Origin of the sequence: uncultured Jannaschia sp., assembly GCF_947494055.1 — a bacterium.
In the GTDB taxonomy this organism is placed as follows: domain Bacteria; phylum Pseudomonadota; class Alphaproteobacteria; order Rhodobacterales; family Rhodobacteraceae; genus Jannaschia.
Genome location: NZ_CANLTR010000007.1, coordinates 110,406 through 133,587, shown reverse-complemented (window position 1 = coordinate 133,587; position 23,182 = coordinate 110,406). Strand labels below are relative to the sequence as shown.

23 protein-coding genes and 2 pseudogenes are annotated in these 23,182 nt (G+C 68.7%); 13 read left to right on the top strand and 12 right to left on the bottom strand.

Translation table 11 applies throughout. From position 1 onward, the window contains the following. Positions 1–118 precede the first annotated feature (118 nt). Complete coding sequence (locus Q1A87_RS09435) at positions 119–766, top strand: GntR family transcriptional regulator (protein WP_299650282.1); 648 nt, start codon at positions 119–121, stop codon at positions 764–766. A 28-nt stretch (positions 767–794) separates the two neighbouring features. On the opposite strand, the gene Q1A87_RS09430 is transcribed toward Q1A87_RS09435, so the two are convergent. Continuing rightward, entirely contained in the window at positions 795–1,652 is an 858-nt protein-coding gene (locus Q1A87_RS09430; RefSeq protein ID WP_299650227.1) for an NAD(P)-dependent oxidoreductase, read from the bottom strand. A 65-nt stretch (positions 1,653–1,717) separates the two neighbouring features. On the opposite strand from Q1A87_RS09430, the gene Q1A87_RS09425 reads away from it, so the two are divergent. The 4 genes from Q1A87_RS09425 to Q1A87_RS09410 are packed head-to-tail and all read left to right on the top strand — an operon-like array spanning position 1,718 to position 6,128. Next, positions 1,718–2,458: an SDR family oxidoreductase gene (locus tag Q1A87_RS09425; protein WP_299650224.1), complete on the top strand. Its 741-nt coding sequence runs from the start codon at positions 1,718–1,720 to the stop codon at positions 2,456–2,458. A gap of 60 nt (positions 2,459–2,518) precedes the next feature. Then, positions 2,519–4,294 (top strand): IlvD/Edd family dehydratase, encoded by a 1,776-nt coding sequence (locus tag Q1A87_RS09420; RefSeq protein ID WP_299650220.1) that lies wholly within the window; start codon positions 2,519–2,521, stop codon positions 4,292–4,294. A 42-nt stretch (positions 4,295–4,336) separates the two neighbouring features. Continuing rightward, positions 4,337–5,185: a fumarylacetoacetate hydrolase family protein gene (locus tag Q1A87_RS09415; protein ID WP_299650217.1), complete on the top strand. Its 849-nt coding sequence runs from the start codon at positions 4,337–4,339 to the stop codon at positions 5,183–5,185. Continuing rightward, positions 5,178–6,128, top strand: coding sequence for a 2-hydroxyacid dehydrogenase (locus Q1A87_RS09410; RefSeq protein WP_299650214.1), 951 nt, complete (start codon positions 5,178–5,180; stop codon positions 6,126–6,128). Before Q1A87_RS09415 ends, Q1A87_RS09410 begins: the two co-directional genes overlap by 8 nt. A 90-nt stretch (positions 6,129–6,218) precedes the next feature. Here Q1A87_RS09410 and Q1A87_RS09405 read toward each other — a convergent pair whose 3' ends face one another. Beyond that, positions 6,219–7,349: an acetoin utilization protein AcuC gene (locus Q1A87_RS09405; protein ID WP_299650211.1), complete on the bottom strand. Its 1,131-nt coding sequence runs from the start codon at positions 7,347–7,349 to the stop codon at positions 6,219–6,221. A gap of 135 nt (positions 7,350–7,484) precedes the next feature. On the opposite strand from Q1A87_RS09405, the gene Q1A87_RS09400 reads away from it, so the two are divergent. The 5 genes from Q1A87_RS09400 to modC are packed head-to-tail and all read left to right on the top strand — an operon-like array spanning position 7,485 to position 10,989. Then, positions 7,485–7,901 (top strand): DUF1178 family protein, encoded by a 417-nt coding sequence (locus tag Q1A87_RS09400; RefSeq protein WP_299650208.1) that lies wholly within the window; start codon positions 7,485–7,487, stop codon positions 7,899–7,901. Then, positions 7,901–8,527 (top strand): SDR family NAD(P)-dependent oxidoreductase, encoded by a 627-nt coding sequence (locus tag Q1A87_RS09395; RefSeq protein ID WP_299650205.1) that lies wholly within the window; start codon positions 7,901–7,903, stop codon positions 8,525–8,527. The genes Q1A87_RS09400 and Q1A87_RS09395 overlap by 1 nt, the downstream gene beginning before the upstream one ends. Next, positions 8,505–9,254 carry a molybdate ABC transporter substrate-binding protein gene (gene modA, locus Q1A87_RS09390; protein WP_299650202.1) on the top strand — a complete coding sequence of 250 codons (750 nt, stop codon included), beginning with the start codon at positions 8,505–8,507 and terminating at the stop codon, positions 9,252–9,254. Before Q1A87_RS09395 ends, modA begins: the two co-directional genes overlap by 23 nt. Further along, entirely contained in the window at positions 9,251–9,943 is a 693-nt protein-coding gene (gene modB / locus Q1A87_RS09385) for a molybdate ABC transporter permease subunit (protein WP_299650199.1), read from the top strand. The genes modA and modB overlap by 4 nt, the downstream gene beginning before the upstream one ends. Continuing rightward, positions 9,943–10,989, top strand: a complete 1,047-nt coding sequence (modC, locus tag Q1A87_RS09380) for a molybdenum ABC transporter ATP-binding protein (RefSeq protein WP_299650196.1) — start codon at positions 9,943–9,945, stop codon at positions 10,987–10,989. Before modB ends, modC begins: the two co-directional genes overlap by 1 nt. Before the next feature lie 294 nt (positions 10,990–11,283). Here modC and Q1A87_RS09375 read toward each other — a convergent pair whose 3' ends face one another. Beyond that, complete coding sequence (locus Q1A87_RS09375) at positions 11,284–11,466, bottom strand: efflux RND transporter permease subunit (protein ID WP_299650193.1); 183 nt, start codon at positions 11,464–11,466, stop codon at positions 11,284–11,286. Positions 11,467–11,592: 126 nt separating this feature from the next. Between Q1A87_RS09375 and Q1A87_RS09370 the strand changes: the two are divergent. After that, positions 11,593–12,806 (top strand): annotated as a pseudogene (locus tag Q1A87_RS09370) (IS5 family transposase). A 156-nt stretch (positions 12,807–12,962) separates the two neighbouring features. Beyond that, positions 12,963–13,714 (top strand): annotated as a pseudogene (locus Q1A87_RS09365) (transposase); the annotation flags it as partial. 149 nt (positions 13,715–13,863) lie between these two features. Here Q1A87_RS09365 and Q1A87_RS09360 read toward each other — a convergent pair. The 4 genes from Q1A87_RS09360 to Q1A87_RS09345 all read right to left on the bottom strand — a co-directional run bounded on the left by Q1A87_RS09360 (position 13,864) and on the right by Q1A87_RS09345 (position 16,690). Next, on the bottom strand, positions 13,864–14,106 hold the full coding sequence (locus Q1A87_RS09360) for a hypothetical protein (RefSeq protein WP_299650190.1): 243 nt from the start codon (positions 14,104–14,106) through the stop codon (positions 13,864–13,866). A gap of 22 nt (positions 14,107–14,128) precedes the next feature. Then, positions 14,129–14,905, bottom strand: coding sequence for an efflux RND transporter permease subunit (locus Q1A87_RS09355; protein WP_299650187.1), 777 nt, complete (start codon positions 14,903–14,905; stop codon positions 14,129–14,131). A 250-nt stretch (positions 14,906–15,155) separates the two neighbouring features. Next, complete coding sequence (locus Q1A87_RS09350) at positions 15,156–15,617, bottom strand: DUF3429 domain-containing protein (RefSeq protein ID WP_299650184.1); 462 nt, start codon at positions 15,615–15,617, stop codon at positions 15,156–15,158. 83 nt (positions 15,618–15,700) lie between these two features. Beyond that, positions 15,701–16,690, bottom strand: coding sequence for an SDR family oxidoreductase (locus Q1A87_RS09345; RefSeq protein WP_299650181.1), 990 nt, complete (start codon positions 16,688–16,690; stop codon positions 15,701–15,703). A 201-nt stretch (positions 16,691–16,891) separates the two neighbouring features. Between Q1A87_RS09345 and Q1A87_RS09340 the strand changes: the two genes are divergently transcribed. Continuing rightward, on the top strand, positions 16,892–17,095 hold the full coding sequence (locus Q1A87_RS09340) for a hypothetical protein (RefSeq protein ID WP_299650178.1): 204 nt from the start codon (positions 16,892–16,894) through the stop codon (positions 17,093–17,095). 138 nt (positions 17,096–17,233) lie between these two features. Here Q1A87_RS09340 and Q1A87_RS09335 read toward each other — a convergent pair whose 3' ends face one another. The 5 genes from Q1A87_RS09335 to Q1A87_RS09315 form a co-directional block, all read right to left on the bottom strand. Then, the gene (locus Q1A87_RS09335) at positions 17,234–19,291 is read right to left on the bottom strand and encodes an NAD(+) synthase (RefSeq protein ID WP_299650175.1); all 2,058 of its coding nucleotides are present in this window, start codon (positions 19,289–19,291) and stop codon (positions 17,234–17,236) included. Beyond that, positions 19,288–19,794 carry a CinA family protein gene (locus Q1A87_RS09330; protein ID WP_299650172.1) on the bottom strand — a complete coding sequence of 169 codons (507 nt, stop codon included), beginning with the start codon at positions 19,792–19,794 and terminating at the stop codon, positions 19,288–19,290. The genes Q1A87_RS09335 and Q1A87_RS09330 overlap by 4 nt, the downstream gene beginning before the upstream one ends. 151 nt (positions 19,795–19,945) lie before the next feature. Continuing rightward, the gene (locus Q1A87_RS09325) at positions 19,946–20,605 is read right to left on the bottom strand and encodes a LysE family translocator (protein WP_299650169.1); all 660 of its coding nucleotides are present in this window, start codon (positions 20,603–20,605) and stop codon (positions 19,946–19,948) included. 3 nt (positions 20,606–20,608) lie between these two features. Further along, positions 20,609–21,688: a 2-oxoglutarate and iron-dependent oxygenase domain-containing protein gene (locus tag Q1A87_RS09320; protein ID WP_299650166.1), complete on the bottom strand. Its 1,080-nt coding sequence runs from the start codon at positions 21,686–21,688 to the stop codon at positions 20,609–20,611. A gap of 15 nt (positions 21,689–21,703) precedes the next feature. Further along, positions 21,704–23,089: an ATP-binding protein gene (locus tag Q1A87_RS09315; RefSeq protein ID WP_299650163.1), complete on the bottom strand. Its 1,386-nt coding sequence runs from the start codon at positions 23,087–23,089 to the stop codon at positions 21,704–21,706. Positions 23,090–23,182: the final 93 nt, after the last annotated feature.

Sequence of the window (23,182 nt, the reverse complement as noted above, 5' to 3'; positions counted from 1 at the left end):
GATGTTTCGCGACCCTAGCGGCTCGGCGCGCGTCCGCAAACACAAAAAATGAAAATCTCTCGACAGATGATATTCGCCGGAATATCGAAATTGCGGGAGGGGCGCCCACGTGGCAGATATGACGACCCGCAGGGACACGCCGGCGATCTATGCCGACCTTCAGGGCCGGCTGCTCGCCGGAGGATTCGCGCCCGGGGCCAAGCTCATGCCCTCCGTCCTGCAGCACGAATACGGCTGTTCCGCCAACACGGTGCGCGACGTCCTTCTGCAACTTTCCAAGGTCGGGCTGGCCGATTTCGCGATCCAGCGCGGGTTCCGCGCCAGCCGGGTCTCGGCCGAGCGGCGCGACGGGCTCGCCCGGTTCCGGGTGATGCTGGAGCAGGAGGGGGCGGTCCGCTCGATGGGCCGGGGCGGCCTGCCCTGGGAGGCGCGTCTCGCGGCCGCGCATCATTCGCTGATCCACATCGAGGCGCAGATCGCCCGACGATCGGAGGGCGCCCCGTACATGGACCTCTGGATGGAAGCCGAACACAACTTCCACCGCACGCTCATCGCGGAATGCGGGGTTCCGCCGCTCATCGAGACCTTCGAAGGCGTCTACATGCAGTTCATCCAGCAGATCCACGATCTCGAGAGCCGACGCGTCGCGACGCATTTCCATACGGTGATCGAGGAGCATCAGGCCATCGTCAACGCCGCGCTCGGCAGCGACGCGTCCGCGCTGCGCGCCGCGATCGAGGCGCATCACCGTCGACACTTCCTGTAATCTTCGCCGTGCAAGCTTATGTTTCTGTTCAATTCCCCTCGTTGCGGCGTCGCAGTTCGAGATAGAGCGCGGAATGGTCGAGATCGCCGCCGTCCATCTCGTCGCGGAGGGTCCTGAACCGATCGGTCACCGCCCGGACCGCCGGCAGGTCCAGTGCGCCCGCTGCATCGAGGACGTTCTCCAGGTCCTTGATCTGCAACCGGGCCGGCCCGCCGGGTGCGAAGTCCCGCGCCGTCATCCGCGCACCGTGCTGTTGCAGGATCGTGCTGTCGGCGAAGCCACCCCGGAGCGCTTCGCGCACCGCGGCCGGATCGGCGCCGCCTTCTTCCAGCAGCAACGTCGCCTCGGCCACGGCCGCGATGGTGCAGGCGACGATGGCCTGGTTGGCGAGCTTGGCGAGCTGGCCCGTCCCGACGGGGCCGACATGGACCGGCCGGCCCATCGCCTCGAGCACCGGCGCGACGCGCCCGAAGGCGTCCGCCTCGCCGCCAGCCATGATCGCGAGCGTCCCGCCTTCCGCGCCCTTGGTGCCGCCCGAGACGGGTGCGTCCACGTATCCCATGCCCCGCTTGGCGAACCGTTCGCCCGCGGCACGTGCCTCGGCGGGGCGGATCGAGGCCATCTCGACCCAGATCGCCCCGTCCGCGAACCCGGCCCGCGCGGCGCTCTCGACTTCCGCGGAGGCCGGTCCGTCCGACAGCATGGAGATCACGATGCCTGAGCCCGCGACCGCCTCCGCCGGGTCGTCGCAGGCCTGCGCCCCCTCGATGGCACGGGCCTTTTCGGGCGAGCGGTTCCAGACCCGCAGGTCGTGGCCCGCGCGGATCAGGTTGCGTGCCATCGGCGCGCCCATCAATCCGGTTCCGAGCAGGGTAAGCTGGGTCATGTGCGTCTCCTCCGTTGCACGCCACCCTGAAACCCCTTAGCCGGAAGCACAACGGGGAGGATGCCATGACCGAGAGACTGCAAGGCAAGCGCGCGCTGATCACCGCCGCCGGACAGGGCATCGGCCGCGCCACGGCCGAGATGTTCATCGCCGAGGGGGCCGAGGTCTTCGCGACCGACCTCGACGCAACCCTCCTCGACGGGCTCGATTGCGAGACCTACGCGCTCGACGCACGCGACGATTCTTCGGTCCGCGACGGCATCGAACGCGCACGGCCGGACGTGCTCTTCAACTGCGCGGGCTTCGTGCATCACGGCACGGTCATGGATGCGAGCGACGCGGACTGGGTGTTCGGCTTCGACCTGAACGTGACCTCGATGTTCCGCACCATCCGCGCCGCGCTGCCGATCATGCTGGAAGCCGGGGGCGGCTCGATCATCAACATGTCCTCGGCCTGCTCCTCGGTGATCGGCGCGCCGAACCGCTTCGTCTACGGCGCGACCAAGGCGGCGGTGATCGGGCTCACCAAGTCGGTCGCGGTCGATTACGTGAAGCAGGGCATCCGCTGCAACGCGATCTGCCCCGGCACCGTCGAATCGCCGTCCTGGCACGAGCGCGTCGACGCACTGGGCCAGCAGCTCGGCTCCAAGGACGAGGCGATGGCGCAGTTCGTCGCCCGCCAGCCGATGGGACGCGTCGCGACCGCGAAGGAAATCGCCGCGCTCGTCACCTACCTCGCCTCCGACGAGAGCGCCTTCACCACCGGCCATCCGCACATCATCGACGGCGGCTGGTCCGGGCAATGACGATCCGGGTTACCCGAGGGTAACCCCTTACAGAAGCTTAACAAATCCGGGTATCGCACGATGACCAAGCTCCGCTCCCGCCTGTGGTTCGACAATCCCGACAATCGGGAGATGACGGCGCTCTATCTGGAGCGATATCTCAATTACGGCCTCACGCGGGAGGAGCTGCAGGGCAACAAGCCGATCATCGCGATCGCCCAGACCGGCAGCGACCTGAGCCCCTGCAACCGCCACCATCTGGAACTCGCCAAGCGGGTCCGCGACGGGATCATCGCGGCGGGCGGCGTGCCGCTCGAAGTGCCGGTCCATCCGATTCAGGAGACGGGCAAGCGGCCCACGGCCTCGCTCGACCGCAACCTCGCTTATCTGTCGCTGGTCGAGACGCTGAACGGCTATCCGCTCGACGGCGTGGTGCTGATGATCGGCTGCGACAAGACCACGCCGGCGCTCCTGATGGCGGCGGCGACGGTCAACATCCCGGCCATCGCGCTCTCGGTCGGGCCGATGCTGAACGGCTGGTTCCGGGGTGCGCGGACGGGCTCGGGCACGATCGTCTGGAAGGCGCGGGAGCTGCACGCGGCGGGCGAGATCGACGATGCGGGCTTCATGGAGATCGTCGCGTCGTCCACGCCCTCGGTCGGGTACTGCAACACGATGGGCACGGCGACGACGATGAATTCGCTCGCCGAGGCGCTCGGCATGCAGCTGCCCGGCGCCGCGGCCATCCCCGCGCCCTACCGCCAGCGCGGCCAGATCAGCTACCAGACCGGCCAGCGGATCGTGGAGATGGTGCACGAGGACCTGAAGCCGTCGGACATCATGACCCGCGCGGCCTTCGAGAACGCCATCGTCGTGAACTCGGCCATCGGCGGCTCGACCAACGCGCCGATCCACCTGAACGCGGTCGCGCTGCATCTCGGCGTCGCGCTCGACAACGACGACTGGCAGGACCTCGGCCATCGGGTGCCGCTCCTCGTCAACCTGCAACCGGCGGGCGAATATCTGGGCGAGGATTACTACCATGCGGGCGGCGTGCCGGCCGTGGTGGGCGAGTTGATGCGGGCGGGGCTGCTGCCGCATCCGGACGCGCCGACGGTCAACGGGCAGAGCATGGGCGCGAATTGCGAGGGCAAGGTCTCGGAGATGGCCGAGGTCATCCTGCCCGTCGACGCGCCGATGATGGCCGATGCCGGCTTCGTCAACCTCAAGGGCAACCTGTTCGACTCGGCGATCATGAAGACCTCGGTCATCTCGCCCGAGTTCCGAGCGCGCTACCTGTCGAACCCCGACGACCCGGAGGCCTTCGAGGGCCGCGCGGTCGTGTTCGACGGGCCGGAGGATTACCACGCGAAGATCGACGACGAAGCCCTTGCGATCGATGAGAACTGCATCTTGGTGATGCGCGGCGTCGGCCCGATCGGCTATCCCGGCGCGGCCGAGGTCGTGAACATGCGGCCGCCCTCCTACCTGCTGAAGAAGGACATCCATGCGCTGCCCTGCATCGGCGACGGACGGCAATCGGGCACGTCCGGCTCGCCCTCGATCCTGAACGCCTCGCCGGAGGCGGCGGCGGGTGGTGGGCTGGCGCTGGTGGAGACCGGCGACCGTCTGCGCATCGACCTCGGGCGCGGAACGGCCGACATGCTGGTCGACGAGGAGGAACTCGCGCGCCGTCGGCGCGCGCTGCCGGCCCGGCCCTTCACGCCCGACAGCCAGACGCCGTGGCAGGAGATCTTTCGCGAGCGCGTGGGCTCTCTGGCCGAGGGCATGACGCTGCGCGGGGCCGACGCCTATCGCGGCACCGCGCAGAAGGGCGTCGCCCGCGACAATCACTGACATCGACCACTGACACCGACACCGAAAGAGGGGAACGACGAGATGAAGCTCTGCCGCTACGGCGAACCGGGGGCCGAGAAGCCCGGCCTGATCGACCACAACGGCGACCTGCGCGACCTGTCCGCCGAGGTCGCGGATATCGGCCGCGAGGTCCTGTCGGACAAGTCGCTCGACATCCTGTCGAAGCTCGACGCGATGGAGCTTCCGAAGGTCGAGCATCCGGTCCGGTTCGGCCCCTGCGTCGCGGATATCGGCAAGTTCATGTGCATCGGGTTGAACTATTCCGATCACGCCGCCGAGACCGGGGCGGACATCCCCGATCATCCGATCCTGTTCATGAAGGCCAATTCGGCGATCGGCGGTCCGAATGACGACGTGATCCTGCCGCGCGGCTCGACCCGCGGGGATTGGGAGGTCGAGCTCGGCGTAGTGATCGGCACGACCTGCAAATACGTTTCGCCGGAGGAGGCGCTGGATTACGTCGCCGGCTATTGCGTCATCAACGACGTGTCGGAGCGCGAGTTCCAGACCGGGCTCAGCGGGCAATGGACCAAGGGCAAGTCCTGCGACACGTTCGGGCCGATCGGGCCGTGGCTCGTCACCCGCGACGAGGTGGGCGACCCGCAGGACCTTTCCATGCATCTCGACGTGAACGGCCAGCGGATGCAGACCGGCAACACGAACACGATGATCTTCACCGTGGCCGACTGCATTTCCCATCTGAGCCAGCTGTTCACCCTGCATCCAGGCGACGTCATCTCCACCGGCACGCCGCCGGGCGTCGGCATGGGCATGAAGCCGGAGGCGGTCTATCTGAAGGCGGGCGACGTCATGGAGCTCACCATCGAGAAGCTGGGCAGCCAGCGGCAGGACGTCCGCATCGATGAGTAGCACGAAACTCCTCCAGATCGGGTCGATCTCCGACCGCATGCGCGACGCGCTTGCGGAAGCGTTCGAGATCGACGTGCTGGCCGATCAGTCGGACCGCGCCGCCTTCCTCGCCGAGCGCGGCGGGGATTATCCGGCCGTCGTCACCACCGCGGGCCTGCCGGACGACGTCCTGTCGGCCGCGACGGGACTGAAGGTCGTGTCCAGCTTCGGCGTGGGCTACGATTCGATCGACGCCGAGGCCTGCGCGGCGCGCGGGATCCTCGTTACGCACACGCCCGACGTGCTCAACGACGAGGTCGCGAACACCTTCGTCATGCTCTGGCTCGCCGTGTCCCGCGATCTGCTCGGGTCCGAGCGCCACGCCCGCTCCGGGGCCTGGGCGAAGGACGGCGCCTATCCGCTGACCCGCTCGATCCAGGGGCGCCGGGTCGGCATCCTGGGCCTCGGCCGGATCGGGCAGACCATCGCCGACCGCTGCGAGGCGTTCGATGCGGAGATCCACTACCATTCGCGCAGCCGCAAGGACGTGCCCTATACCTACCACGACAATCCTGTCGCGCTCGCGCAGGCGGTGGAGGTCCTGGTCGCCATCACGCCGGGCGGGGCCGAGACCGAGCATCTGGTGAGCGCCGAAGTGTTCGACGCGCTGGGCCCCGACGGGCTGTTCTTCAACCTCGCGCGCGGCTCGGTCACAGACGAGGCGGCGTTGATCCAGGCGCTGCTCGACAAGCGGATCGCCGGGGCGGGGCTCGACGTGTTCGAGGCCGAGCCGAAGATCCCCGATGCGCTCAAGGAGATGGAGAACGTCGTCCTGCTGCCGCACGTCGCGTCGGCCACGTACGAGACCCGCGCGGCGATGGGCGACCTCGTGGTACGCAACCTGCTGCAATGGCAGAAGGACGGCTCGGTCCTGACCGCGGTTCCGGAATGCCGCGATCTGTAAGCTCGGGGCGTCGGACGCGATCGGCGCGTCCGGCCCCCGTCTTTGCTTACCAAATATCCCGGGGTCCGGGGCTGGCCCCGGTCCCGCGGATCAGGCCGGGCGTCCCGGCATCCGGCCGATGCGCGCCGCCAGATGCGCCACCCGGTCGGTGATCTCCGCGCGCACCGGGCCCGCGCACGGCGGGTCGCGCAGCGTCGTGAACCACCGTTCCGGCGGGTTGCGGCCGCGCGAATTGCCGTCGAAGCGCAAGCCGCGCAGCACCGCCTCCGCCTCGGGGGGCAGGCGGTCGGGGATCTCCTTCCCCGAGAGCACGGCCCAGTTCCCCGACCAGAGCCGGCCCACGGACCACGGATTGTAGCCGCCGCCGCCCAGTAGCAGGAAGCGCGGTGCCAGCGGCATGAGCGCGGCGAGGCAGGCCCAATGCGCGTTGTTCGAGAGTGCCAGGCGCGACAGCGGGTCGTCCTCAACCGCGTCGGCGCCGCATTGCATCACGATCGCGTCCGGTGCGAAGGCCTCCACCGCCGGCAGGATCAGCCGGTCGCGGGCCAGCGCGAACTCGCTGTCGTTGGTCGCGCGCGGCAGGGGCAGGTTGAAGACCTGACCCACGCCCGCATCCCCGAGCGCGCCGGTGAAGGGCCAGCGCTTCTCCTCGTGGGTGGAGATCAGGAGCGTGTCGGGATCGTCCGCGAAGGCGTGCTGCACCCCGTCCATGTGATGCGCGTCGATGTCCACGTAGGCGATCCGCCGCGCCTTGTTGCGACGGAGCGAGAGGATGCCCAGCACCGCGTCGTTGAGGTAGCAGAACCCGCTTGCGCGGTCGGGCATCCCGTGATGCGTGCCGCCGCCGGGATTGTGGATGCGCCCGCCGTCCCGCAGGAGCTCGCCCGCCAGCAGGGACGCACCGGCGCCGGTGGCGGGGCGGCGGAACATCTCGGGAAAGACCGGATTGGAGAGCGTGCCGAGGCCGTGACGCGCCGTGTCGGTCTCGCTCGCATCCTGCGTCGCCTCGACGCGTTCGAGCGCGTCCACGTAATCTTGCGTGTGCCAGAGCGTCAGCGCGGCGGGCTTGGCGCGCGGCGACGCCCGGAACCGCGCGGGCGGCAGCCAGCCCATCGCGCGGGTCAGGTCGAGCACCGTACTGACCCGCGGCACGCGCAGCGGATGCCACGTCCCGTAGCTGGACCCGCGATAGATCTCGGAGCCTAGAAGGAGCGGTGTCACGCCGCAACGTCAACGAAAATGAAACGGCCGGTCTCCATGACACCAAGCTTAGACGGGGCCCCGGCCGCTTCAAGCGCGACTTGCAGGCGCGGCAGGACCCCTTATCTTGAATAGGTCTTTCAGAGGGGAGCCACGATGATCCGTTACGCACTCCGTTGCGCCGGGGGACATGCCTTCGAGAGCTGGTTCCAGTCGGCCGACGCGTTCGACGGGCTGGCCGCGAAGGGAATGTTGTCCTGCGCCACCTGCGGGTCGACGGATGTCTCGAAATCGCTGATGGCGCCCAAGGTCGGCAGCCGCCAGGATGCGTCCGAGACGCCGCTCGAGGCGAAGATCGCGGCGTTCCGCCGCAAGGTGGAGAGCGAGGCGACTTATGTCGGAGGCCGCTTCGCCACGGAGGCACGCGCCCTGCACGAGGCCGCGCAGGCTGAGGATCGCCGCGCCGACAAGGCCATCTACGGCGAAGCCAATGCGCGCGAGGTGCGCAGCCTTCTGGAGGACGGCGTGCCGATCGCGCCGCTGCCCTTCATGCCGAAGGCCAAGACCAACTGATGCGCGCACTGGTCACGGGAGCGTCCCGCGGGGTCGGCGCCGCGCTGGTCACCGAGGGGGTGGCGCGGGGCCACGAGGTGCTGGGCACGACGCGCGACGGCGCGGGCCTCACGCTCGAAGTGACCGATCCGGCCTCGCAGGCCGAGGCGGCGCGGGCGGCCGGCGCGATCGATTTCCTTGTCTGCAACGCGGGCGTCTATCTCGACCGCTCGGCCGGGATCGAGGACGTGACCGCCGAGCAGCTGCGCGACACCTTCGACACCAACGTGACCGGCGTGATCCTGACCGTGCAGGCGCAGCTTGCCAATCTCTCCGAGGGTGGGCGGATCGCCATCGTCTCCTCGCAGATGGGCTCCTCCGAACGCACCGGGTCGAGCGGCTTCGCCTATCGCGCCTCGAAGGCCGCCGCGGCCAATATCGGCGCCAATCTCGCGACCGCCCTGAAGGATCGCGGCATCGCGGTCGGCATCTACCATCCCGGATGGGTGCAGACCGATATGGGCGGCGCGGCCGCCGGCGTGACGGCCGAGCAATCGGCGCGCGGCCTGTGGGACCGGTTCGAGGCGCTCGATATGGAGAGCTCGGGCCGGTTCGAGACGTTCGATGGCCAGCCGCATCCGTTCTGACGTCACCCGCCGCGCGCTTCTTGCCGCAATGCTCGTTGCCGGCCCCTTCCGCGCGGGCGCGCAGGCGCCGCCGCTGACGATCTTCGCCGCCGCGTCGCTGAAGCCCGCGCTCGACGAGATCGCCGCCGCCTGGGACGGGCCCGTGGCTTTGTCCTACGGCGGGAGCGGGACGCTGGCGCGGCAGGTCGCGGCCGGGGCGCCGGCGGATGTCGTCCTGCTGGCGGCGGTCGACTGGATGGACTGGCTGGCCGGGCAGGGCGTGCTCGACGGCACGCCGGTGTCGGTCGCAACCAACCGGCTCGTCATGGCCGGCCCGCCGGGGGGCGGTCCCGTGCCGCTGGAAGCCGCGGCGATCCTCGGCAGGCTGGGCGCGGACGGACGCATCGCGATGGGCGAGCCGATGTCGGTGCCGGCCGGCCGCTACGCGCAGGACGCGCTCGAGGCGCTTGGGCTCTGGCAGGCCCTCGCGCAGCGAATGCTCTACGCCGAGGACGTTCGCGCGGCCTTGGCCTATGTCGCGCGGGGGGACGTGCCTTTCGGGCTGGTCTACGGGTCCGACATCGTCGGGAGCGGCGTGAGCGTGGCCGCCGAGATCCCGTCGGAGGCGCATGACCCGATCGCCTATCCCGGCGCGGTGGTCGCCGGGACCGCGGCCGGGGCGCGCGATTTTCTCGACCATGTCGTCGATGCGCGCGACGTCTTCGCGCGCCACGGCTTCGCCTCTTGATTGACCTGCCGCCCGACGCCCTGTCGGCGCTCGCGCTGTCGCTGAAGGTTTCGCTGACCGCCACGCTGGTCTCGTTGCCGCTGGCGATCTGGGTGGCGCATCTGCTGGCGCGGGGGACGTTCCGGGGCAAGGGCCTGCTCGACGCGGCGGTGCACCTGCCGCTCGTCCTGCCGCCGGTGGTGACGGGCTACGCGCTGCTCCTGCTGTTCTCGCGGTCGGGACCGCTGGGCGCGGTGCTCGAGCCGCTGGGTCTCGGGCTCGCCTTCCGCTGGACCGGGGCGGCGCTTGCGGCGGCGATCATGGCCTTTCCGCTGATCGTGCGGGCGATCCGGCTGGCTTTCGAGGCGGTGGACCCGCGGCTGGAGGAGGCGGCGGCGACGCTGGGGGCCTCGCCGCTCAGGGTCTGGCTCACGGTCACGCTGCCGCTCGCGGCCCCCGGCCTGCTCGCCGGGGTGACGCTGGGCTTCGCCAAGGCGTTCGGGGAGTTCGGCGCGACCATCACCTTCGTCGCCTCGATCCCCGGCGAGACGCGCACGTTGCCCGCGGCGATCTACGCCTTCCTGCAGGTGCCGGGCGGTGCGCCGGGGCTGCGCGGCATGGTCGTCGTGGCGGTGCTCGTCGCGGTCGGCGCGGTGCTGGCGTCGAACTGGCTCGCGCCACGGCTCGCCGCGCGCGTGGCGGGGCGTTGATGTTGGAGGTCGCGCTGCAGCGGTCCGTCGGGGCCTTCACGCTCGACGTGGCGCTCGAGGCGGACGCGGGCACGACGGCGATCTTCGGGCCTTCGGGGGCCGGCAAGACGACGCTCGCCCGCTGCGTCGCGGGGCTGGCGCGGCCCGATGCCGGGCGCATCGCGCTCGACGGGCGGGTGCTGTTCGGCCCTGGCACGGACCTGCCGCCGCACCGGCGCGACATCGGCTACGTCTTTCAGGAGGCGCGGCTGTTCCCGCATCTGAACGTGCGGCGAAACCTGCTCTACGGGGCGCCGCGGGGGGCCGATCCCGGGGACGTCTGCGAGATGCTGGGGATCGGGGACCTGCTGGGACGGCGCACGGCCGGCCTGTCGGGCGGGGAGGCGGCGCGGGTCGCGATCGGGCGGGCCCTCCTCCGGCGGCCGCGGCTCCTGATCCTCGACGAGCCGCTGGCGGCGCTCGACGGGCCGCGCCGCGACCGGGTCCTGCCCTGGCTGGAACGGGTGCGGGATGCGGGCGTGCCGATCCTCTATATCAGCCACGCGGTCGAGGAGGTGGCGCGGCTGGCCGACACGCTGGTCCTGCTGCGCGACGGCCAGGTGGCGCGCGCCGGGCCGGTGGGCGAGATCCTCTCGGACCCGTCGGTCGCCGCGCTGATGGGGCCGTCGCAGGCGGGGGCGGTCCTGACGGGGCGGGTGGTCTCGGAGGCGGACGGGATCGCGGCTGTGGAGACGGCGGTCGGGACGGTGCAGGTCGTGGGCGCGGGCGGGGTCGGGTCGCGGCTGCGCCTCCGCATCCGGGCCGAGGACGTGATCGTGGCGACCGAACGGCCGCGGGGCGTGTCGGCGCTCAACGTGCTGGCGGGCACGGTGGCGTCGGCGCAGCCGGGGCAGGGGCCGGGCGTCATGCTGCGACTGGCGATCGGGGAGGGGCATCTGCTGGCCCGCGTGACGCGGCGATCGGCCGCGACGCTGGACCTGAGCGAAGGTCGCGTGATCTGGGCGCTGGTGAAGGCGACGGGCGTGGCGCGAGCGGATATCGGATGAGATGCGCCGAGCTTGGGGTGAAGGCGGGACCGTGTCCGGCTTGATTCTCGGCGAGGGTTCTGCGGTCTGCCGGTCCGTGGATCTCTGGCTCGGGGAGGTCGGGAACGGCCCGGCGTGCCGCAGGCGCGTCTGCCGCGGATGTCGACGCGCGCGTGACCCGCTTCAGTCGGTTTGTCCTTGACCCGCCCGATTGCCCCGGAGGCGGGCGGCCAGCATGTAGGGGACCGGCGTCACCAAGGGGGTCAGGATTGTCGCCGCGCCCATGCCGCCGGTCTCCGTGATCCCGATCGAAGTCTAGGCATTGGCGCCGCTGGCGAAGGCGAGGGGGAGCACGCCGCGGATGAAGCTGCGGGCCGTCATCAGCACCGGGCGCAGGCGCAGCTCCCCGGCCCTGGCCGCCGGTTCGGCGGGGCTCGGGCCGTCTTGTCGCGCCTCTTCGGCGAAGGCGACGAACGGGATCGCGTTCTTGGCCGACAATGAAGCTGCCCCCAAATTGACCGGACAGGGTCTTCCACTTCCCTAGCATGCTGCTGAAGAAGTCGGGCTTCGACCCGGTTTCAGGAACATGATTCATTCTTTGGGCCACCAGGGCGGAGGGCGGTGATGCGCGGCATAGATGAGACGAGCGGATCGCTGGTCAGCTATGTTGACCTGGAGGCGCGCATTCCGGCACGGCATCCCCTGCGCAAGATCGGGCAGGTGGTGAACGACGCGCTCGCCAGTCTCGATACCGATTTGAAGCGCTCTATACCGGTTTCGGTCGCCCCTCGATTGCGCCGGAACGCCTGATCCGGGCCAGCCTGCTCCAGATCCTCTTCTCAATCCGCTCCCAGCGGCAGCTGATGGAGCAGATGCAGTATAACCTGCTGTTCCGCTGGTTCGTGGGGCTGGGCATCGACGACCAGGTCTGGGGTGAAGGGCGCGAGCCCTGAACGTGCGAAGCCCCGGGCCGCAGGCCGACGGTGTTCACGAAGAACCGCGACCGACTGCTGACGACCGAGATGTCGCGCAAGGTCATGGCGGCGATCCTGGCACACCGGGAGGTCTCGCCGCTCCTGTCGGACGAGCATTTCGCTGCGCGGTCCTTCGGTTCTCGGTCGACGGCACGCTCGTCAAAGCCTGGGCTTCGATGAAGAACATTCAGCCGAAGCCTGAGGTCGCACCGCCCGATGACGAGGGGCCGGGCGACCCGCCCGCGCCAGACACGATTGCAGCCGAGCAGCCCGCACAGACCCAAACCGAGACCGACCCGATACCCCGTCCCACCCGCCAACACCGCAACGCCGAGGGCGACTTTCGGGGTGAGAAGCGTTCGAATGCCACCCATGTCTCGACGACCAACCCGGACGCCCGGCTCTACAGGAAGTCGCCCGGCACCGGGGCGATGCTATGCTTCATCGGCCATGCGCTGATGGAGAACCGCAGTGGCCTGATCGTCCAAGGCGATCTTATCGAAGCGGACGGCCATGCCGAACGGCGTGCCGCGCTCGACATGGTCCATCGCCACTCCCCGGGATCGACCTGCAAGCTGACCCTCGGAGCGGACAAGGGATATGACGCTGCCAGGTTTGTCGCTGATCTGCGACAGGCCTGCGTGACACCGCATATCGCCCGGAAGGCGATATATTCAGCGATTGACGGGCGCATCACCCGGCACAGGGGTTATGACCTATCCCTGAGGCACCGGAAGCGGATCGAAGAGGCATTCGGCTGGGCCCGTCGGCGTCATGGCCCAGACCGTCTATCGCGGCGTCGAGCGGGTGCGTTCTTGCTCCATTCTGACGATGGCAGCCAACAACCTCGCCCGGTTGCTTTGATTGCTAGCCCCATGAAGCCGAAAAGCGGCATCAGCCGGGCATACCGTTCACGCTGACAGGCCGGAAGCTCAGGCAACCGGCCCTGTCCCGAGGAGATCGTTCCACCCCGGCGACTTCTTCAGCAGGCTGCTAAGGGGTAGGAGTACTGTTCCCACCATGACTGGCCACATCCCATGGTCCGGGATCCTGATCGAGCCGTAGCGCCGCCGCCGGTGGTCGCCGGCCGAGAAGCTGGCGATGGTCGAGGCGACGTACGAGCCCGGCGTCACGGTAAGCCTGATGGCGCGCCGCAATGGCGTCCAGCCCGACCAGCTCTTCGCTTGGCGCAAGCTGGCGGCGCGATGCGCCCTCGCGGCGACGAATGCCCGCGAGGGGGTCGTGGTTGCCTCCGAGCACCGCACGGCGCAGAACCAGGTCTGCGAACTCCAGCGTCTGCTGGGCAAGAAGACCATGGAAGCGGAGATCCTGCGCGAGGCGCTCGATGTCGCCGTCCCCAAGAAGCGTCCCTAACTTGTGCTATCATGGCCCGCGGGAGGTTCCCCCTCTCGGGCATGCGAGCATGCCCTGCCGGGCATTGGGTGAGCGCCGTGTGCGAGGTACTGGGCGTTGCTTGCTCGAACGTGGGGGAGCAGGCAAAGTCGGGTCCTACCGCTTCTATCATCCGCCGCGGTCGCCCGCCCGCATCAGATGCGGACCTCGTCGCCCGGATTAGGGCGGTGATCGGCGAGCTGCCAACCTATGGCTATCGTCGGGTCCATGCGATCCTGCCGCGTCAGGCGCGAGCCGAGGAGTTCGTCATGCCCAACCATAAGCGCGTCTGCCGCGTCATGCGTCACCACGGTCTTCTCCTTCAGCGCCATTCGGGCAAGGACGAGGCCCGTCGCCACGACGGGCGCGTCGCGGTCGCCCCGCCCCCACGCCGGGCAGGCTCGGCGGGTTGATGATCTGGACCCACGCGTGCGGTTTAGCGCGCAGACCCGCCTGCAGCCGGACGGTGACGTTGCGTGCGGTGGTGTCCCCATTCTGCGAGGCGGAGGATCAGGAAGCCGGTGTAGCTCTAGGCGCCGCCGATCAGGCTGTTGGCGGCAACGGTGACACTCTCCTCGGCCTCCGGTTCGGCGGGGAACTGCGCCTCGATCTCGAGGACCACATTCTTTGTCCGCCACATGGCCGCGCCCGGCGGCAGCTGCACGTCGACGATGAGACAGCCCTGATCCTCCTCGGGCACGAATCCCGCGGGCCGCTGGAGGAACGGGACGAACGTGACCGGGATCAGCAGACCGAACCCGGACGGGACCAACCGGCAGATCTTCTCAGCCGCTCTATGCCGTGCCGGTAGCGGCGGGCGGCGCGTTCGAACCAGTGGTTGAGGGCCTGGAACGGCCTTGCCGGTGGCCGTCGCACGCACGCAGCATGATCCGCGACGGCGCCGGCATGAGGGTCAGCGCAGTCAGCGACGAGATCGAGACCGTCGCCGCTATGGTCAGCATGGACTGGTTGGAGAGGCTTCCGGTCGGACCGGGAACGAACGCGACCGGGATGAACAGGCCGAGCAGCACCAGCGTGGTGGCGAGGATCGGGCCCGTCACCTCGATCATCGCCTGCTTGACCGCTGGACCGGGCTTCAGGTCTCTGTCCCTCAACGTCCGGGTGACGTTCTCGACCACCACGACCGCATCGTCGACGACGAGGCCGACGGCGAAGATCCTGCCTAGAAGGCTGAGCGTGTTGATCGAGAAGCCGAGCAGATAGAGGACCGAGAAGGACCCGACCAGCGCTACTGGAATGACGATGCAGGGCAAAAGCGTCGTGCGAAACTGCTGCGGGAAAAGGTCGACGGTGGCTACCACCAGCGCAACCGCAACGGACAGGGTGATGAAGACGCTCTGGATGCTCTTCTGCACGAAGGTGCCTATGGTAAAGGCGAACTCTTCGTCGATCCCATGCGGAAAGCGCTCCGCCAGCCGATCGAGCTTGTCGCGCAGCGCCGCTTCGACCTTGAGCGCGTTGGCGCCGGGCGCCTCGAAGATGCCGGTCTGCGCGCTCGGCTGGCCGGAGAACCACGATCCCGTGCCATAGCTCTTCGAGCCCAGCTCCACGCGGCCGAGCCTGCGCGCAGTATTCGCTGAACGGAGGCATCGAGGTCGTGCGGACGAACAATCCGGCCTTTGCCGTCGCTGCGCGGGGAGTAGATGACCTAATCAAGGTTATCCGCTCGATGGCACCCGAGGCGGGTAGAACGCTGGGGAACGTGTGGAGGCGCCTTCGGACCGAACGAGACGCAGCGCCTTTGGCAGGCCTGCGTCAAGGTGTTCAGCAGGCCACGAGCAGGCCCGCGACGTTGGAGCGTCACGACAACCACCAAAGGCCGGCCAATCCCAGGGCCGCGATGCCCATCTGCGCCGGCCGCAGCCGCCGGAACCAGAGCGGCGCTTCGGCCCGATCCGCGGCGATGGGGTCGAGCACCGCGAGGCTGGCGTAGATCGCGCTCAGGAGAGCGAAGGCCGGTCCGACGGGCAGGATCAGCGCGAGGAAGCCTGCCCAGAAAAGCCAGGCGAACATTGCGAGCTGGCTCCAGGTCCACCCGCCCGGCATGCGGAAGGAGAGCCCCCGACGGACGCCGGACAGGAACAGGGCGATCGCCGCGCCCCAGAGATGCATCGCCGGACGCAGCACGTCCGGTCCACCGAACCAGAGCCAGATCGCCGCGAGCGGAAACGGCAGAACCGGTCCCCAGCCGAGGATCACCGCATCCCATGGAACCCGGCCTGGTTCCTCGATCTGCAGGGTCCTCGCGCCGTCATCCGTCATGCCGGTCCATCGCCTCGTCCAAGGTCCGGTTCCACGGTTTCCTGTAACGCGTTCGCATGGGACGGGGGCCGTCGCAGGGTCGGCTAGCGGCGCCGGTGCGACGCCGCCCAGGCAAGCGCGCCGAACCCGAGGGCCGCGCCGGCCGCCCCTACAGCCATAACGTTGAGACGGTGCGCGTCGGGCATGCCCTTTCCGTGCCGGACCCCGCCGCTCGCCCGCTTCCCGTCGAATACGGGATTCAGCACCGTGCCGTCGGAGATCGCACCGGCGCGGGCCCGCCCGAGGGACCACCGCATGATGCCGCCGATGAGGTTCTCGGTCGCGCGCGGCGCCAATCCGTAGGCGCGTTGCGCGGCGCGGGACGGCCAACCGACTGGCACCTCGTCCCGCGGGCGGCGCGCCACGCTCACGATGGTCTCCGCGACCGTCTCTGGCGCATAGAGGTAAGGTCCGGGATCTATGTTCCGCCCGGTATAATTCGCGCCGTGGGTGACGCCGGGCGTGTCGATCACGGCGGGAAACACGCCGCAGACATGGATCCTGCGGGCTTTCTTGAGTTCCTGTCGGAGGCTCGCCGAAAAGCCCCGCAGCGCGAACTTGCTGGCGGTGTAGGCGGCCGCGAAGGGGGTCGGCGCCCAGGCCGCGAGGGAAATCGTGTTGATGATCGTACCATGACCCTGACGCAAGAAGAGCGGGATTACCGAATAGGCCCCGAACATCGCGCCCATCAGGTTCACGTCGATGGTTCGGCGGTGTATCTCCAGCGGCACGTCCTGGTAGGCGCCGATCGCCCCGAGGCCGGCATTGTTGATCCAGATGTCGATCCCGCCGAACGCCTGGACCGCCGCGTCGCGCAACGCTTCGACGGCTTCCGGATCGGCAACATCGGTCTGCACGGGCAGGGCGCGGCCCCCGAAGCGCTCGCATTCCCGTGCGACCTCTTCCAGCACGGCGAGGCGGCGGGCCGCCAGCGTGACCCGCGCCCCCCGCGCGGCGAAGGCCCGCGCGGTCGCCCGGCCGATGCCGCTCGACGCGCCGGTGATGACGACGGAGGCTCCCGCAAGATCGTACATTGGCCGTTCCCCTGGTTGATTGCTGTCACGTGCGGGACAGGAACAGTCCTGACCGAAATTGGTTGCAGAATTGCCGGTGCGGCAAACGAGCCGAGATCGTCGGGACATCCGTGCCGTCGCGCCCCGCGCGATCGGCCGCATTTCGCTGCAACCCGATGCGAGGTCCCGCGTTACCGCTCGAAGATCGAGGAGGACGGTTCCATGGACGACGACAGGACGAAGGATCGCACCACGGACGAGGCGCCGGCAATCGCCGGCAACAAGAAGCCCGGGCCGAAAGAATCCCCGGTGCAGGTCCGCCCGTCCGGCAAGGAGGCGATGGCCGACAAGCCGGAGAACTGGGACGCGCAGGACGAGGCCCTGGACGAGACCTTTCCGGCGAGCGATCCCCCGACGAACTACTAGACGTTCGACGACGGCCTCGGCACGTCGTCGTGTCGGGGCGCGGGCGGCGTCAGCATGCAAGTGACGGGCCACGTTCCGCCTCGCGGTGCCTCGGGTTCCGGAGACTAGGCGGCTACGGGACCGCAGCCAAGACTTTCGTCAGTTCTCCGAAAGGCTTTGGCGCAGTTCGGCCAGCCACGGCGCCGCCGTCGCGTCGGACGGCGCGCGCCAGTCGCCGCGTGGCGAGAGCGACCCGCCGGGCGAGACCTTGGGCCCGTTCGGCAGGGCGGAGCGCTTGAACTGGCTGAAGGCGAAGAAGCGCTCGAGGAACACTTCGAGCCAGCGCGCGATGTCCTGAAGATCGTAGTGCCGCTTGGCCGCGTCCGGAAAGCCGATCGGCCACAGGCCCCGCTCCACGTCGCGCCAGGCGTGCCACGCCAGGAACGCCACCTTGGAGGGCGGCAGGCCGTAGCGCATGATGTGGAACAGGAAGAAGTCGTGCAGCTCGTAGGGGCCGATCCGGTCCTCGGTCGATTGCAGCTCCTCCTCCTCGCCCTGCGGGACCAGCTCGGGGGAAATCTTGGTGCCGAGTATCGCCTCCAGAACGTCGTCGGCGGCAGGGTCGAACTGGTCGGTCTCCACGGTCCATCGGATCAGGTACTGGATCAGCGTCTTTGGGATGCCGGAATTGACAGCGTAGTGGCTCATCTGGTCGCCCACGCCGTAGGTGCACCAGCCGAGCGCGAGTTCCGACAGGTCGCCCGTGCCGATGACGAAGCCGCGGTTCTGGTTGGCGAGCCGGAACAGGTAATCGGTCCGGAGACCCGCCTGCACGTTCTCGAAGGTGACGTCGTAGACCGGCTCGCCGCCGGCGAAGGGGTGGCCCATATCCTCCAGCATCTGGCGTGCGGCCGGGCGGATGTCGATCTCGGCCGCTTCGATGCCGAAGGCGCGCATCAGCTTCCAGGCATTGCCCTTCGTCGCCTCGCCGGTGGCGAAGCCGGGCATCGTGTAGCCGAGGATGGTCGTGCGCGGGAGGCCGAGCTGGTCGCAGACCTTGGCCGCGACGATGAGCGCGTGCGTCGAGTCGAGCCCGCCCGAGACGCCGATCACCATGTGGTCACCGCGCGTCGCCTCGAAGCGGCGGCGCAGCCCCTCGACCTGGATGTTGAACGCCTCGTAGCAATCGAGGTCGAGATGGTTCTGCCGGCTGGGCACGTAGGGGAAGCGGCGGATCGGGCGGATCAGGCCGGCATCCTCCCAGTGCGGCGCATGCGCGAAGCCGACGCGGCGGAACGACGACCCGCTCGCCTCGGCGCAATCGGCGAAGGTGCCTGTGCGCATCCGCTCGTTCAGGATACGCTGCGTGTCGATATCCGCGAGGCAGAGCGCCGGCTCGAGCGCGAAGCGCTGCGATTCCGCCATCAGGTCGCCCAGCTCGTAGATCGCGCCCTGACCGTCCCAGGCGAGGTCGGTCGTGCTCTCGCCGGGACCGGCGGCCGAGTAGGCGTAGGCCGCCATCGCGCGGGCCGATTGCGACCGGCAGAGCATGTGCCGCTCGTCGGACTTGCCGATCACGATGTTGGAGGCCGAGAGGTTGGCGAGGATCGTCGCGCCCGACAGCGCCGCCGCCGAGGAGGGCGGGATCGGCGCCCAGTAATCCTCGCAGATCTCGACATGGAAGACGAAGCCCGGCAGGTCGGTCGCCTCGAAGATCAGGTCGGTGCCGAAGGGAACGTCCCCGCCGTCGAGACGGATGCTCTGCCCGACGATGCCCCGGCCATGCGCGAACCAGCGCTTCTCGTAATATTCGCGGTAGTTCGGCAGGTAGGATTTCGGCACCACGCCGAGGATGTTCCCACGCGAGATCACCACGGCGCAATTGTAGAGCCGCCCCTCGTGGCGCAACGGCGCGCCGACGAGAAGGACGGGGGCGAGATCGGCGCTCGCCGCCACGATCTCGGCCAGCGCGGCCTCGCTCGCATCGAGAAGGGCGGTCTGCAGCAGCAGGTCGTCGAGCGCGTAGGAAGACAGGCAGAGCTCGGGATAGACGAGGAGGTCGACCCGGGCCGCATCGGCGCGGCGCGCCTCGGCGAGGATCGCGTCGCGGTTGAAGGCGACGTCCGCGGTCCGGACCTGCGGCGTGCTCGCGCCGATCCGGACGAAGCCGTGCCGGTGCAGGGCGGCGAAGTTTTCCGGGCCCGTGCGATCGTTCATCGTAATCCCTCCTCGAACATCTCCACCGCGACGGGCAGGCAGGCGAGGCGCACGCCGCCCCGGCCCAGCGGCCCGAAATGCGCCTCCCGATGCATGGTCTTTCGGCCCTTCGTGGCACAAGCGAAATGCACCAGCCCCTCCTCCTGACCCTCTCCCGCGGGCCCGGCGAAGCCCGTCACAGAGAGGGCGGAATGGGCCCCGGACCTGGCGCGCGCCCCGTCCGCCATGGCGATGGCGACCTGCCGGGAGACGGCGCCGTGCGTGGCGAGCAGGTCCTTCGGCACGCCGAGCATCTCCGCCTTGGCGTCGTCCGTATAGGCGACGTAGCCGCGCGCGAAGGCCCGCGAGCAACCGTCGATATCGGTCAGGAGCGACGCGATCAGCCCGCCGGTGCAGCTTTCGGCCGTCGCGAGGGGACGCTCCGGATCGCAGGCCCGCTCGAGAAGCCGGCGAATGCGTTCCTGCAGATCCTCCGAAATCTCCGCCGTCAGCGTCTCGACCATTCGTCCCTCCCTATCGTCCCGTTGCCACCGACAACGATGCGGCGGCCAAACGGTTTCGGACGGACGCCGTACGATGGGATCGGGACCGGAACCCGGCGCGATCGCCGAAGGAGTGGTGGCGCGGTCAAGCGTCGGTGCGCGGATCGGTCGCTCAGACGAACAGCCATTCGAGCTGCAGGTTTATGGCGATCGCAATGAGCACGCCGCCGCCGATCCAGGCGACGACCTCCCGCAGGGTGCGCCGACGATCGAGGATCCGCGACATCTTTCCGCCCATCCAGGCGACGACCAGGTCCGAGGGGATGGCGGTGAGCGGGACCAGGATGCCGAGGACGAACATCTGCGTCCGGATGCCTTGGCCGGACGGGTCCGCGAGGGTCGGGTCGATGAACGGCGGCAGGAACAGGGCGAAGAACAGCACTGTCTTCGGATTGAGTAGCTCGACCCAGATGCCCTGACGCACGATGTCGAAAAACGAGCGGTCCGTGACGGACCGGACGCGGAGATCCTGGCGGGCGCTGGACCGGGCCTCGAGGATCATGCCGATGCCGAGCCACGCCAGATAGGCGGAGCCGGCGAGGCGCAGGATGACCACGAGCCCCTCGAAGACGGAGAACAGGGCGGCGAGGCCCAGTGCCGTGGCGATGGCGAGGAGCATGCCGCCGAGACAGAGCCCGATCGCCGAGGCCAGCCCGGCGGCACGGCCCTGCGCGACGCTGCGGGACAGGACGTAGAGCATCGACGGCCCCGGCGTGACGCTGAGGGCGAGGCCCGCGACGATGACGGCGAGGATCGAGTCGACGGGTGGCATCGGTCAGGAGGCGATGCCGTTCAGGCGCCGTTCGAACGGGTTCGTCGTCGAGTCCGGGGCACCGCGCGCCGCGACCTTCCGGTCGCGGGCCAGCCGGGTCCTGAAATACGGAAAATCCCGCACCAGCATGCGCTCGAGATGCGCGCCGGCCATGAACGGCTCGTAACGCGGCGCGCGCTCCGGACCGAGGAGTTCGGCGAAGGGGCGGATGATGGTGTCGTAGTTCGCGGCCACGAAATAGGGCAGCGAGAACCGCTCGGCGCTCAGGTTCAGGACCCGGTGCGGCGTGGAGCGAAGCAAGCCGTTCGTCCAGGCCTCCAGCATGTCGCCGATATTGACCACGAAGACGGACGGATCGACCGGGACGTCGATCCAGTGGTCGTCCTGCGTCATCACCTGCAAGCCCTTGTTGCGGGTATGCAGGAGCGTGAGGCATTCGTAATCGGTATGCGCGCCCATGTTGACCGACTTGTGGTCGGTGACGTCGTTGCGACGGACATAATGCAGAAGGCGGAGCTGCGAAATCGGCTTGCTCATCTGGCGCGTGATCGTGCCGGCTTGCAGGCCGAGATGCACCTCCAACGCCTGACAGATCAGGCGCCCGAGCGCGGATACGCTGGCGTAATAGGCCGCGACCGTCTCGCGGAAGTCCGGCAAATCGGGCCAGACATTCGGACCCAGCATCCGGTTGCCGGCCAGGAAGTCGGGGTCGTCGGCCGGCAGATCGAGGCCCAGATCGAACGCCTCGTAGCTTCGGTTGACCTCGTCGGGGTAGTCGCCCTTCTCCGTGAACGGGACATAGCCGCGATGGTTCGGGGAATGGCCGATATAGTAGCGCGCCTTCGCCGCCTCGCCCTGCGCGAAGAACCGTTCGGCCACGGCGTAGGTCCGCTCGATCAGCCCCAGATCGACCCCGTGGTCGCAGATGCGGAAGAACCCGACCCCCCGAGCAGCTTCACCGATCGCGTCGGCGATCGACGCGATTTCCGCCCGGTCGCCCGTGTGGAGGCCGGCGACGCTGATGAGGGGGAGATCGGTAAGGGTATCGGTCCGGCGTTGCAAGGCCATCCTCTTTCGGGGCATGAGGGATCGTCTGTGTTACCGCTCCGACCGCGAGGACCCGTCCGGCCGGGGCAGGGCGGCCGGGAAATACAGTTCGAACACGGTTCCGTCGGGAAGGTTCGGTCTGACGAGGACCGCGCCGCCCGATTGCCGAACGAAGCCCTGTACCATCGAGAGGCCCAGACCGGTCCCTTCGCCCACCGGCTTCGTCGTGAAGAACGGATCGAAAATCCTCTGGCGCGCCTCTTCACTGATCCCGGATCCCTCGTCGGCGACCGACAGCCGGACATACCTGCCAGGCGGGCATTCGAAGGGACAGGCCGGGTCGTCGAGAAGGTCGCGCACGACATTCGCTGTGGAGATCGTCATTCGCCCGCCCTCCGGCATCGCGTCGCGGGCATTCATCATCAGATTGACCAGCGCCATCTCCGCCGCGCCCGGATCGATCTCGACCGCCCAGGCCTCCGCGCCGAGTTCGAGCGCGACGTCGCGGCAGAGCGTCCGGCCGTTGCCCCCGCAGACCGCGCGGACGAGCGCGTTCACGTCGAGGATCTCGGGGTCGAGATGCATCTTCTGCGAGAAGGCCAGCATGTCGCGGATGAGTTTGGCGCCCCGATCGGCAGCGTTTCGCGCGTCCGCCAGGCATTCCTGCGCTTCCGGCGCACCCGGATCGCCGCCGACAAGTTCGAGGTTGCCCGAAATGACGGTGAGCAGGTTGTTGAAGCCGTGGGCGAAGCCGCCGGTCAGCCGCCCAATCGCCTCGAGCTTGCGCATGTTGAAGAGTTCGGTCTCCAGCGCCTTGCGGTTGCTCGTCTCCGCGGTGAGCTGCGCGTGGGACTGGACGAGGTCACGGTAGCGTTGGTTGGAACGCTCCACCTCGGCCAGCAGCTCGAGCTTGGCGCTGGTCATCGCGGCGACGGTGGTCAGGACCTCGAGCTCGGACAGGCCGAAGGCGGCGATCTCCGGATGCTCGCTGTCGATCACGCCGACCACCTTGCCCTGCGAGATCAGCGGCACGCAGATCTCGGACCGCGCCGGTTGCGTGTCCGGAATGTAGTTCTGATCCTTCAGCAGATCGTCGACGACGATCGGCTTGCGGGTTTCGGCGACCCGACCGGTGATCCCCTGACCGAACGGGATCCGCAGCGGGTTGATGATCGTGCGCCCGTAGGGGTTCTTCTCGCCGAGGGCCGCGGCCTGCGTCAGCGTCGTCCCCTCCGCATCGGCGCGGTAGATGATGCAATCGACGAAGTTCAGCCGGCCGACCACGTTCCGGGCGACGTACCAGAACAGGTCCTCGACATTCGGGATCGAGATGATGTCCACCGCGAACGCGTTCAGCGTCCGCAGGGTCGAGGCGTGTTCCGGACCCGTGCGGTCGAATGCTGCAAACTTTATCGCGTCCCGCAAGGCGTCATCCATCCGGTAACCCTGGTCCCGATCGCCAACCGACGGAACCCCCGTCGCTCGGCATTAACATCCGTCCGATCCGAGACCGGACGAATGACGTTGATC